6 protein-coding genes and 1 pseudogene are annotated in these 12220 nt (G+C 71.6%); 4 read left to right on the top strand and 3 right to left on the bottom strand.

Annotation, left to right across the window (positions count from 1 at the left end; all coding sequences use genetic code 11):
* The first annotated feature begins 2 nt into the window (after window positions 1-2).
* The 4 genes from BCL76_RS23235 (at window position 3) to BCL76_RS23220 (ending at window position 6371) form a co-directional block, all read left to right on the top strand.
* Entirely contained in the window at window positions 3-1073 is a 1071-nt protein-coding gene (locus BCL76_RS23235) for a HAMP domain-containing sensor histidine kinase (protein ID WP_109781399.1), read from the top strand.
* A 271-nt stretch (window positions 1074-1344) separates the two neighbouring features.
* The gene (locus BCL76_RS23230; protein ID WP_109781398.1) at window positions 1345-5211 is read left to right on the top strand and encodes a multifunctional oxoglutarate decarboxylase/oxoglutarate dehydrogenase thiamine pyrophosphate-binding subunit/dihydrolipoyllysine-residue succinyltransferase subunit; all 3867 of its coding nucleotides are present in this window, start codon (window positions 1345-1347) and stop codon (window positions 5209-5211) included.
* Window positions 5212-5282: 71 nt separating this feature from the next.
* The gene (locus tag BCL76_RS23225) at window positions 5283-5651 is read left to right on the top strand and encodes a hypothetical protein (protein ID WP_109781338.1); all 369 of its coding nucleotides are present in this window, start codon (window positions 5283-5285) and stop codon (window positions 5649-5651) included.
* Window positions 5652-5996: 345 nt separating this feature from the next.
* Window positions 5997-6371: a hypothetical protein gene (locus tag BCL76_RS23220; protein WP_109781337.1), complete on the top strand. Its 375-nt coding sequence runs from the start codon at window positions 5997-5999 to the stop codon at window positions 6369-6371.
* Between the two features lie 87 nt (window positions 6372-6458).
* Here BCL76_RS23220 and fxsT read toward each other — a convergent pair whose 3' ends face one another.
* The 3 genes and pseudogenes from fxsT to BCL76_RS23205 form a co-directional block, all read right to left on the bottom strand.
* Window positions 6459-9482, bottom strand: coding sequence for an FxSxx-COOH system tetratricopeptide repeat protein (fxsT, locus tag BCL76_RS23215; RefSeq protein ID WP_109781336.1), 3024 nt, complete (start codon window positions 9480-9482; stop codon window positions 6459-6461).
* 63 nt (window positions 9483-9545) lie between these two features.
* Window positions 9546-10802, bottom strand: a complete 1257-nt coding sequence (locus tag BCL76_RS23210; protein ID WP_109781335.1) for an HEXXH motif domain-containing protein — start codon at window positions 10800-10802, stop codon at window positions 9546-9548.
* A gap of 152 nt (window positions 10803-10954) precedes the next feature.
* Window positions 10955-12103: pseudogene (locus tag BCL76_RS23205) on the bottom strand (FxsB family cyclophane-forming radical SAM/SPASM peptide maturase); the annotation flags it as partial.
* Between the last annotated feature and the right edge of the window lie 117 nt (window positions 12104-12220).

Genomic DNA, 12220 nt, shown 5'->3' with positions numbered 1-12220 from the left:
GGCTGCGGCCGCGGCAACGGCCGGTGGCGGGGCTGCGACCCTTCTCGCCCTTCTCGATCAAGACCAAGCTGGGCACGCTCGTGGTGGTCTCGGTCTTCATCACGACGGGCCTGCTCCTGGTCGCCCTGCGCACCGACACCGAGCTGCGCTTCATCACCGTCTTCTCGGTGATCGCCTCCATGCTGATCACCCAGTTCGTGGCGCACAGCCTGACGGCGCCGCTGGACGAGATGACGAGGGTGGCCCGGGCGATATCCCACGGCGACTTCACCCGGCGGGTACGCGGGGCGGGTCGCCGCGACGAGCTCGGTGACCTGGCCGCCACCATCAATTTGATGGCGGACGACCTGGAGGCCGTGGACCGGCACCGCAAGGAGCTCGTCGCCAACGTCTCGCACGAGCTGCGCACGCCGATCGCGGCACTGCGGGCGGTGCTGGAGAACGTGGTGGACGGGGTCTCGGCCGCCGATCCCGAGACCATGCGCACGATGCTCAAGCAGACCGAGCGGCTCGGTGGGCTCGTGGAGACCCTGCTGGACCTGTCCCGGGTGGACAACGGCGTGGTCCCGCTGCGCGCCCGCCGCTTCGAGGTGTGGCCGTACCTGTCGGGCGTCCTGAAGGAATCGCGGCTGGCGGCCGCCGGTCGGCCGGGGCTGCTCTCCGGCTCGGGCGGGCACACCCGTAACGACGTGCACCTGCACCTGGACGTCTTCCCGCCCGAACTGTGGGCGCACGCGGACGCCGAGCGGTTGCACCAGGTGGTGGCGAATCTGATCGACAACGCGGTCAAGCACAGCCCGCCGCACGGCCGGGTCACGGTCCGTGCCCGGACCGGCGACGCACCCGGCAGTCTGGTGCTGGAGGTACGGGACGAGGGCCCCGGCATCCCCGAGGCGGAGCGCCACCGCGTCTTCGAGCGGTTCAACCGGGGCAGCGCGCGCGGCGGCGACGGAGGCACCGGACTGGGCCTGGCGATCGCCCGCTGGGCCGTGGAGCTGCACGGGGGCCGGATCGGAGTGGCCGAATCGTCACGTGGCTGCCGCATCCTCGTCACGCTTCCGGGCAGCTCGTAGGTGTCGTGTTGACGTAGGGTTCGAGTGGGAAGGACATGATCTCGGCCACACGTACCCGGGGTCCGTCAGGGGTGCGAAGCCAAGGGGGCCGCAACCTGGGTGCCGCCTACCCGAACCAGGCTCGTTTCCCGCCATTCCACGTGCCGAAACCCGCCGTTCGATGTGACCTGCGCGACGTAAGTACCGCCCGGCCTGCATGCAGCGCCCGAGGAGGCGTAGCCTTTATTCCCGCTGTCCATACCTTGTGAAGCGGAAGAGGGCGGTTGCCGCCGTGTCGCCACAGTCCCCCAGTAACTCGAGCACCACGACCGAAGCAGCAGAGGGCGGGAAGAACCCTGCCTCAGGCTTCGGCGCGAATGAGTGGCTCGTCGACGAGATCTACCAGCAGTACCTCCAGGACCCGAATTCGGTCGACCGGGCCTGGTGGGACTTCTTCGCCGACTACAAGCCGGGGGGCGCTGTCGCTCCGGTGAAGTCGGACGGTCCCGAGAAGCCCGCGACGACGGACGGCGCCTCCGCACAGGCCGCCCCCGCCGTCCCCGCGGCGCCGCAGGTCACCGACGCCGCCGCCACGGGGGCGGCGCGCGCCGCAGCCCCTGCCCCGACGGCCGCGCCCACGCCTGTGTCAGATCCTGCCCCTGCTCCTGCCACCCCCTCTGGTGCCCCTGCTGTGACTGTCACCTCCCAGGCCCCGGCCGCCGCACCGGCCGCGCCCGCCCCCTCCTCCGTAGCCCCCCAGAAGGCCGCGCCCGCCACCGAGGCCCCCGCGGGCCCCGAGCTGGTGACGCTCCGCGGCCCGGCGGCGGCTGTCGCCAAGAACATGAACGCCTCCCTCGACGTGCCGACGGCCACCTCCGTCCGCGCCGTCCCGGTGAAGCTGCTGTTCGACAACCGCATCGTCATCAACAACCACCTCAAGCGCGCCCGGGGCGGGAAGATCTCCTTCACGCACCTGATCGGCTACGCGATGGTGCAGGCGATCAAGGCCATGCCGGCCATGAACTACTCCTTCGCGGAGAAGGACGGCAAGCCGACCCTGGTCAAGCCGGAGCACATCAACTTCGGTCTCGCGATCGACCTGGTGAAGCCCAACGGTGACCGCCAGCTCGTCGTCGCCGGCATCAAGAAGGCCGAGACCCTCAACTTCTTCGAGTTCTGGCAGGCCTACGAGGACATCGTCCGCCGCGCCCGTGTCGGCAAGCTGACGATGGACGACTTCACCGGCGTCACCGTCTCGCTGACCAACCCCGGCGGCCTGGGCACCGTGCACTCCGTGCCCCGCCTGATGCCCGGACAGTCGGTCATCATGGGCGTCGGCTCCATGGACTACCCCGCCGAGTTCCAGGGCACCTCGCAGGACACCCTGAACAAGCTGGGCATCTCCAAGGTCATGACCCTGACCTCGACCTACGACCACCGGGTCATCCAGGGCGCGGCCTCCGGCGAGTTCCTGCGCATCGTCGCGAACCTGCTGCTCGGCGAGGACGGCTTCTACGACGCCGTCTTCGAGTCGCTGCGCATCCCGTACGAGCCCGTCCGCTGGAACCGGGACATCGACGCCTCGCACGACGACGACGTCACGAAGGCCGCCCGCGTCTTCGAGCTGATCCACTCCTACCGGGTCCGCGGCCACGTCATGGCCGACACCGACCCGCTGGAGTACAAGCAGCGCAAGCACCCCGACCTCGACATCACCGAGCACGGCCTCACCCTGTGGGACCTGGAGCGCGAGTTCGCGGTCGGCGGCTTCTCCGGCAAGTCGATGATGAAGCTCCGCGACATCCTCGGCGTGCTGCGCGACTCGTACTGCCGCACCACCGGCGTCGAGTTCATGCACATCCAGGACCCGAAGCAGCGCCGCTGGATCCAGGACCGCATCGAGCGCCCGCACTCGAAGCCGGAGCGCGAGGAGCAGCTGCGCATCCTGCGCCGGCTGAACGCGGCGGAGGCCTTCGAGACCTTCCTGCAGACGAAGTACGTCGGCCAGAAGCGGTTCTCCCTGGAGGGCGGCGAGTCCGTCATCCCGCTGCTCGACGCCGTCATCGACTCGGCCGCCGAGGCCCGTCTCGAAGAGGTCGTCATCGGCATGGCCCACCGTGGCCGCCTGAACGTCCTTGCGAACATCGTCGGCAAGTCGTACGCGCAGATCTTCCGCGAGTTCGAGGGCAACCTCGACCCGAAGTCCATGCACGGCTCCGGCGACGTCAAGTACCACCTGGGCGCCGAGGGCACCTTCACGGGCCTGGACGGCGAGCAGATCAAGGTCTCGCTCGTCGCGAACCCCTCGCACCTGGAGGCGGTGGACCCGGTCCTGGAGGGTGTCGCCCGCGCCAAGCAGGACGTCATCAACAAGGGCGGCACGGACTTCACGGTCCTGCCCCTCGCGCTCCACGGCGACGCGGCCTTCGCGGGCCAGGGCGTCGTCGCCGAGACGCTGAACATGTCGCAGCTGCGCGGCTACCGCACCGGCGGCACCGTGCACGTGGTCATCAACAACCAGGTCGGCTTCACCGCCGCCCCGGAGTCCTCGCGTTCGTCCATGTACGCGACCGACGTGGCCCGCATGATCGAGGCGCCGATCTTCCACGTGAACGGCGACGACCCGGAGGCCGTGGTGCGCGTCGCGCGCCTCGCCTTCGAGTTCCGTCAGGCGTTCAACAAGGACGTGGTCATCGACCTCATCTGCTACCGCCGTCGCGGCCACAACGAGTCCGACAACCCGGCGTTCACGCAGCCGCTGATGTACGACCTGATCGACAAGAAGCGCTCGGTGCGCAAGCTCTACACCGAGTCCCTCATCGGTCGTGGCGACATCACGCTGGAAGAGGCCGAGCAGGCGCTCCAGGACTTCCAGGGCCAGCTGGAGAAGGTCTTCGCGGAGGTCCGCGAGGCCTCCACGCAGCCCGCCGTCGCGGCGCCGTCCCCGACCCCGCAGCCCGACTTCCCGGTCGCCGTGAACACCGCGATCTCCCAGGACGTCGTCAAGCGGATCGCCGAGTCCCAGGTCACCATCCCCGAGGGCGTCACCGTCCACCCGCGTCTGCTGCCGCAGCTGCAGCGCCGCGCGGCGATGATCGACGAGGGCACCATCGACTGGGGCATGGGCGAGACCCTCGCCTTCGGCTCGCTGCTGATGGAGGGCACCCCGGTCCGGCTGTCCGGCCAGGACTCCCGCCGTGGCACCTTCGGTCAGCGTCACGCGGTCCTCATCGACCGGGAGACGGGCGAGGACTACACGCCGCTCCTGTACCTGTCGGACGACCAGGCCCGCTACAACGTCTACGACTCGCTGCTCTCCGAGTACGCGGCCATGGGCTTCGAGTACGGCTACTCGCTGGCCCGTCCGGACGCGCTGGTCCTCTGGGAGGCCCAGTTCGGTGACTTCGTCAACGGCGCGCAGACCGTCGTCGACGAGTTCATCTCCTCGGCCGAGCAGAAGTGGGGCCAGACCTCCGGCGTCACGCTGCTCCTCCCGCACGGCTACGAGGGCCAGGGCCCGGACCACTCGTCCGCGCGTCCCGAGCGCTTCCTCCAGATGTGCGCGCAGGACAACATGACGGTGGCCATGCCCACCCTGCCGTCGAACTACTTCCACCTGCTGCGCTGGCAGGTCCACAACCCGCACCACAAGCCGCTCATCGTCTTCACCCCGAAGTCGATGCTGCGTCTGAAGGCGGCGGCGTCGAAGGCGGAGGAGTTCACGACCGGAGCGTTCCGTCCGGTCATCGGTGACAGCACGGTGGACGCGAACGCGGTCCGCAAGGTCGTCTTCTGCGCCGGCAAGGTCTACTACGACCTGGAGGCCGAGCGCGAGAAGCGTGGCGTCACGGACACCGCGATCATCCGCATCGAGCGGCTGTACCCGCTGGCGGGCGCGGAGCTCCAGGCCGAGATCGCCAAGTTCCCGAACGCGGCGAAGTACATCTGGGCCCAGGAGGAGCCGGCGAACCAGGGTGCGTGGCCGTTCATCGCGCTGAACCTGATCGACCACCTCGACCTGGCGGTCGGCGCGGACGTCCCGGCGGGCGAGCGCCTGCGCCGCATCTCGCGGCCGCACGGCTCCTCGCCGGCGGTGGGCTCCGCGAAGCGCCACCAGGCGGAGCAGCAGCAGCTGATGAACGAGGTCTTCGAGGCGTAACCGCCCCGATCCCAGCAGTACGGAAGGCCCGGCCCCTCACGGGGGCCGGGCCTTCCGGCTGTCCTGGCCCCATGAGGGGCCGGGCCGAGAAGCGCCGGGCGGAGGCCGCGAAGGCCGCACGGGCGGCGACCGAGGCCGCGGCCCGGCGGACCCTGAAGGCCGAACGGCGCACCGCGTCGGCGGAGGAGGCCGCGGACCTGGCCATCGCCCAGCTGGACGGGGCCAAGCACCGGTTCGCGGAGGACACGGACAAGATCCGCCAGGAGTCCGCGCAGCAGGTGGCCGACGTGGAGTTCGTACGGGCCGAGCCGGGGCGCTACCGCGAGCGGGTCGCCCAACTGGAGGAGCGTCTCGACACGGTGCGCGAGGAGGCGGACGCGGCCCGCCGGGAGCGCGGCGAGCTCGCCCAGCAGGCCGAGCAGCACCGGTGCGCGCTGTGACGACGGACCGCGAACCACCAAGATCAAGACAACGGTCACGGCGCGTTCCCGACCTGACTCTCCGTAGTGCCGCGTGTGCCGATCCTGTTCCGACGTCCGCCGGCTCCGGACGGACGGGTCGAGTTCCGGAAAGTTGAATACTTTACCGCCGGCACGACAACGGGCATATCGGAGCGATCGTGGAATGCGAATCCGATAAGAGGGTGTCCGAAATGCAACGCAGTCGATCGGGGCATTGACACTTCGATGCGACGATTCGCCGGAGCTCCACCGATTCGACTGTCCCCACGCACAGGCCGATCAATTCCTATATTGCAGCATAGAATTACTACAACTGGAGGCACCATGTCCCGAACCGTCAAGAGGACCACCCGGCTGGCCACGGTCGCCGGGATGGTGGCAGCCGTCGGAGCTGGGATGATCGTGACCGCACCGGCGAGCCAGGCGGCACCGCTCGCGGCCTTCCGCCTCAGCAACTTCTCGGCGACCATCGCGAACATCTGCGTCCACACGGACATCGCGACGCAATGCTCCGGAAACATGGCGGCGGGAAAGAGCGAGGTCTGGAAGGTGGCCTACAAGACGCCGCGCAAGTGGTACTGCACCGCGACTGCCAAGGGTCTGACGGGCACCGCCAGTACCCCGTATTTCAGCCGGGACGACGTCAAGGAATGCGCGGAGGTCGGCAACATTTTCGGGGCCAGCATCCAGCTCAAGTGACCCTCTCCGGGGTCCGGTCCCGTGGAGACACCTCCACGGGACCGGGCGCCAGGCGTGATGGGGCCGGACCCGTACCGCGTCCGGCCCCTACGGTTGGGGCTCGAAGTCCCAGTACGGCCTTGTCTGTTGCTTCGCCGAGATCGTGTGGACGTGCTGCGCGCCCAAGGTGCGGGTGAGGCCCTTGATGCCCGCGTCCTCGTGTTTCGCCGCCTCCTCGTGTTCCCGTACCGACCGGAGGTCCGCCGCCAAGGCGATCTGGGCGCTCAGCGACATCGGGTGGTCCGGGCCGAGGACCCGTTCGGCCGTGCGCAGGGTCTCCCGGCTCAGGTCCAGCGCGTCCTCCAGTCGGCCGGTGATGTTCCGGTGGCCGGTTGCGTTCAGGGCGCAGCCGAGCGTCCAGGGGTGCCGGTCGCCGAGCGCGCCCCGCATGCCCACCAGTGCCTGCTCGGCGAGGGAGAGGGCTGCCGTGCGTTCGCCCTGGGCCCGCAGGACCAGGCCGAGGTTGCCGACGGTGCCGATGCTGTACGGGTGGGCGAGGCCGAGCTGGGACTGGTAGCCGCGGACCACGTCCTCGGAGATCCGGCGGGCCTCGCCGACGTCCCCGTACTCCCTGAGGTAGGTGGCGTAGTCGGAGGCCACCATCAAGGTCCACGGGTAGTCCGCCCCGAACACCCTGGTGGCCCGCTCCCACACGGTACGCAGCCGCAGGCCCGCGCCGGGGATGTCGCCGGAGCGGCGCAGGCACATCCCGAGGTTGTGCTCGGCGCGCAGGGTCTGCGGGTGTTCGAGGCCCAGCACCTGGGTGTTGATCTTCACGCCTTGTTCCTGTCGGGTCTGGGCCTCGTGGTAGCGGCCCATCAGCCGCAGGCCCATGGCGCAGGCGATCCCGGAGGAGAGCGTGGAGATGTGGTGGGTCCTCAGGACGCGTTCGCGGCGGCGCAGGGTGTCCAGGTCCAGGTCGTAGGCGTCCTGGTAGCGGCCGAGCAGGCGGTAGGTGGCGGCCAGGTTGTTCTGGGCGGCGAGGGTGGTGGAGTCGTCCTCGCCGAGCAGTTCGCGGTAGGTGGCCAGGCAGTGCTCGAAGATCTCGCGGGCCGGTTCGAAGCGGGCGATGCACAGCAGGACCCCGCCGTACGAGCTGGTGGCGCGCAGGGTTTCCAGGTCGCGGTCGCCGCGTTCCCCGGCGAGCCGGTCGGCGCGGGCGCGGGTGAGGGTCTCGGCGCGGCGGAACAGGCCGAGGTTGCGCAGGGCTTCGCCGTACTGGTAGCTGAGCTCGCGGACCTTGGGGTGGTCCTCGCCGAGCAGGGCCCGCCAGATCAGGTCGGTCTCCTCGGAGAGCCGCAGGCAGGTGCGGTACTCACCGGACAGGATCAAATAACGCAGGCAGTGCAGCAGGAAGTTCTGGATGCGCGGGTTGCTGCTGGTGAGCACCCCGGAGGTGGCCAGGTGCGGGATGAGTTCGGCGTACCGGGGCCACAGGCGGGAGTCGGAGGGGCGGCCGGGGTCGGCGGCGGCGAGGACCTGGCGTACGGCGCGCGCCAGCGGTTCGGCCTCCCCCTCGGAGAGGTCCTCGCGGACGATGCCGTGGACCATGCGGTGCAGTTGCACGGTCTCCAGTCCGCCGCCGCCCTCCTCCACGGCCAGGTCGGAGTACTCCAGCCGGACCACGGAGAACTGGACGAGCTTGTTGAGGGCGGCGTTCCACCGGATCTGGTCGTTGATCAGCCCGGCGAGCTGTTCGGGCACGTCGTCGGCGGGGAATTCGCGCAGCAGGCGCAGCGGCACCGGGCCGGGGGCGAAGAAGACGAACAGCCTTAGCAGGGCGAGGGCGTCGGGGAAGTTCTCCCGGACGTTGTTGAGCAGTATGGCGAGGGCGGTGGGGAAGGGCAGGGGGTAGTCGTCGGAGACGGCCACGGCCTCGCGGGAGTCCATCCGGTGCTGGAGCAGGAGGAGGTAGTCGCCGACCGGCAGCGGGGAGTCGGCGAGCCAGCCCGCCGTCTGGTCGAGGGCGAGCGGGTAGTCCTCCAGGGCCTCGGCGAGCTGGTCGGCCTCGTCGGCGGTCAGGCGCAGGGCCCGGCGGCGGATGAAGGTGATCGATTCGGGGCGGGCGTAGAGCGGGACCTCGACCAGGCTGGTGTGCCGGGCGGCCCATTCGCGGTTGCGGGAGGTGATGATGACGTCGCCCGCGCCGGAGGGCAGCAGGTCGATCAGGTCGTCCGGGTTGTCGCAGCCGTCGAAAACCATCAGCCAGCGGCCGTACGGGGTCCCGCGCCGCAGCGCTTCGAGCACGGCCCGGATCTGCTCGCCGTAGCTGCCCGCCCCGCGCGGCAGCCCGAGCGCGGGGGCCAGGTCGGCGAGGCGTTCGCGCAGGGTGGGACGGTCCTCGGCCGGGACCCACCACACGATGTCGTACTCGGAGGCGAAGCGGTAGGCGTACTCGGTGGCCACCTGGGTCTTGCCGACGCCCGAGAGCCCGAGGAGGGTGACGGTGGACGCGCCGGGCGGGGCTTCGATCAGCGCCTGGCGCAGGGTGCCGATGACGTCGTTGCGGCCGGTGAAGCGCGGGTTGCGGCGCGGGACGCGGCCCCAGATCTCCGGCGGGTCGTTGGGGAAGCGGGGCCCGCGGCGGCCGGTCTCGGTGCCGATCCGGTCGGTGGGCAGCTCCAGCCGGCGCAGCACGCGGTACTCGGCCTCGTACGCGTCCAGACCCCACAGGTCGGTCTTCTCCAGCACGGCGACGGCGCTGGGCAGCGGGGCGTCGGTGAGGCAGACCGCCGCGAACCGGTCGGGGTGGCGGTCGGTGACGGCGCGCAGGGCGGTGTTCCACTGCTCGTCGGTATGGGTGCCGGCGGAGAAGTAGCGCTCGCTGAGGACGAGGAGGACCCGGCTGCCGGAGCGGGCCAGGTCGTCGAGGGCCTGGTCGATCCCGGGGCTGTTCTGCGGGTCCCAGCGCTGGAGGGCGACGCGGTGGCCGTGCTCCTCCAGGCGGTGCGCGATCCACACCGCCCAGGGGCGGTTGAAGCCCGCGAAGCTGATGACGAATCGCTGCGGCTGGGGCGGCTGGGGCGGCTGCTGCGCCGCCGGTTCACGGTCCTGGCGACTACCGGTGGTCATCGGGCCGTCTCCCTGGAATCCGGGCGGTGGACGGGCTTGAAAGGTACCGCAGCGGACGGTCCGTCACCCTTGTGCGAACGGCGCGAGTTCGGGGTGCGCCTCGCACCAGGCGCGGCGTTCACGGTCGACGGCCCGGCGGGCCGCGGTGTGCTGGTCGCCGGGCGGTGGCAGGTCGTCCATGGCCCGTTCGGCGGCGCCCATCGCGTCGGTGAACTCCCGTCCGGCGGTGGTCAGTAGCTCGTGTCCCCGCAGGGTGGGCAGGACGGCCGCCACCTGGGCGCGGATGCGGGCGTGCTGGGCCCAGGCGCCGCGGGCCCCGTAGAGGGCGGCGCGCTGCCAGTACCCGGCGAGCGCGAGATGGGCGTAGGCGCCGTGCAGCAGGCCCTCCAGGGGGCGCGGGTCGCTGCGCCAGGGGGCCCAGTGGCGGGGCGTGTGGTCGGCGGTGTGCAGGGTCAGGACGTCGGTGAGGGCGGTCAGCTTGCCGTGCTGGACCTCGTGGACGAGGGTCGCGGCGAGGGCGGGCGGGGCCTGGGCGCGGGCGAGTACGGAACCGGCCGCCGCGGGCAGGGTGGCACCGTTGGAGCGGGAGCCGCCGGCCAGCGGTACGACGGAGCGCAGCAGTTGGACGGTCTCCTCCGCGCGGATGGTGTCGTAGCGCTGGAGCAGGGTGAGCGCGCCGGCCCACTGGGTGTCCCATCGCTTGTGGCCCTTGGGGGTGAGTCGGCGGGCGGGGCGGATCGGGGCGGGCTGCGCGGGGCCGGGTGCCCGGTAGGGGTCGAGGTCGTCGAGGGCGGTCCGGCCGCCGGGCAGGGCGTGCAGGGGCACGGTGGCGGGGTCGTCGGGGTCCCAGGAGTGCTCGCAGAGGGCCAGCGGGCCGGGGCGGTCAGGGCGCAGCAGTCCGAGGGTGGGCAGGACGAGCCGGCCGTGCAGGGGTCGCAGGGTGTGGCTGAAGGGGATCCCGGCGCGCAGGGCGGCGGCGACGGCGAGGGCCCCGAGGTGCCCGAGGTCGGGCGGGGGGCCGCAGGGGGCGTGCAGTCGGCGCAGGGTCTCCTCGGCCCATACCCCGGTGGCGGGGTAGTGCAGTACGTCGCGTACGGCGCCCGGGTCGCGGCGCTCGGCCTCCTCCAGCAGGGCCCAGTGGTCGGCGGTCTCCCCGGAGCGGCCGCCGGGGGCGGCGTCGAGGACCGCGCGCAGCAGGAGCAGTCGTTTGGAGCGGCGTACGTCGCGGACCAGGCGGGTGCCCTCCATGGAGGGTTCGGTGGAGGCGAGGGCGCGCAGGGTGGGCGAGGAGACGGTGAAGGCGGCGAGGGAGTCGGTCATGAGGCGACCGCCGGGGGCTGGACGGCGGGGACTTCGGCGGCGACGTCGGTGGCGGCGGCCGGGTTCTCGGGGGCTGCGGCGGCGGGGGCTTCGGGGTAGGCGTCGGTGGCTTCGGTAGCGTCGGTGGCTTCGGCGGTGGTGGTCCGGATGGGCCGCGCGGCCTGTTGCACGGCGGCGGCGATGTGCCGGATCAGCCGCTGCAGGTCGGCGCAGTACACGGACGGCCTGCGGAAGCCCTCGCCGGCGCGGTAGCGGTGCGGGTAGTGCCCTCCGCCGCACACCTCGACGAGCTCGCAGGCGCGGCACCAGCCGGCGAGCGCGTCCCGTCCGAGCTGGCGCGCGGCGAGTCCGGGGTGGTCGAGGAACTGGTCGAAGCTGTGGGTGTCGAGGGTCATCCCGGTCGCGGCGGCCCCCTCGTACGCGGATTTCAGTGAGTCGGCCTGTTCGATGGAGCCGTCGGTCTCGATCACGGCGGTGGCGGCGGGCGTGAGCCCGAGGGTCTCGGTGGTGGTGGGCAGGCCGAGCAACAGGGCGATGATCTCCTCGAAGAGCCCGATCCGGGTGCGTCGTACGCCGTCGTGCCACCAGCGCTCGAAAACGGCGAGGAGCCAGTCCGCGTACGGGGTTCGGCCCGGGCGGTGGCCGGGGGGCGGGGCGCTCCAGTTGGCGAGCGGCAGGAGCAGCCCGACGCTGGGCGGGGCGAAGGCGAGCAGGGACTCGTAGGTCTCGATCGGGTCCTGGTCGAGATCGACGACGCAGAGCACCCCGGCGTAGCTCTGCGGATGGCGGGCCAGCAGCCGCAGACCGCGGGCGGCGGACGCGAAGCCGGGCCGTCCGGCGTGGTCCACCCGGCGGGTGTTGTGCGCGGGCAACCCGCCGTCGAGGCTGACGCCGACCCGGATCCCGGCGGCGGCCAGGGCGGTGAGGCGACCGCGGGTGAGCAGGGTGCCGTTGGTCTGGACGGTGGCGGTGACCCGGGTGGTCGGGGCCGCCCCGGCCACGGCGGTCCGTACGGCGTCGACGGGCGCGGCCAGTTGGGCGGGCGCGGAGAGCAGCGGTTCGCCGCCGTGCAGGACGAGGTCGATCCGGGGCAGGTCGTGGGCGGCGGCGTGCTCGGCGATCCGCTGCGCGGCGCGGGCGATGGTGGCGGGGGTCATCGCGGGCGGCTGGTCGCGCCAGCCCTGGTCGGCCATCTCGTAGACGTAGCAGTAGGTGCAGGCGAGGTTGCAGCGGCTGCGGGTCTTCAGGACGAACTGCCGGATCGGGTGCGGACGATGCCCGGCGGCCCGCGCGGCGGCCACGTCGAGCCGGGCGTACGGCCAGGGCGCGTACCGGGCGTGGCGCGAGCGCTGCGCGGCGAGATCGGGATGCGGGGGCTGCGCGGCGGTATCCGGGCGCGGTGGCCGCCCCGCGTCGAA

Source organism: Streptomyces sp. CG 926 (assembly GCF_003148825.1).
Taxonomy (GTDB): Bacteria; Actinomycetota; Actinomycetes; order Streptomycetales; family Streptomycetaceae; genus Streptomyces.
This window is presented reverse-complemented; position numbering and strand designations above follow the sequence as displayed.

Bases quoted from the DNA above. Each gene is read 5' to 3' on its own strand.
- BCL76_RS23225 (WP_109781338.1), top strand. From the start codon at position 5,283: ATGAGGGGCCGGGCCGAGAAGCGCCGGGCGGAGGCCGCGAAGGCCGCA.
- BCL76_RS23220 (WP_109781337.1), top strand. From the start codon at position 5,997: ATGTCCCGAACCGTCAAGAGGACCACCCGGCTGGCCACGGTCGCCGGG.
- fxsT (WP_109781336.1), bottom strand. From the start codon at position 9,482: ATGACCACCGGTAGTCGCCAGGACCGTGAACCGGCGGCGCAGCAGCCG.
- BCL76_RS23210 (WP_109781335.1), bottom strand. From the start codon at position 10,802: ATGACCGACTCCCTCGCCGCCTTCACCGTCTCCTCGCCCACCCTGCGC.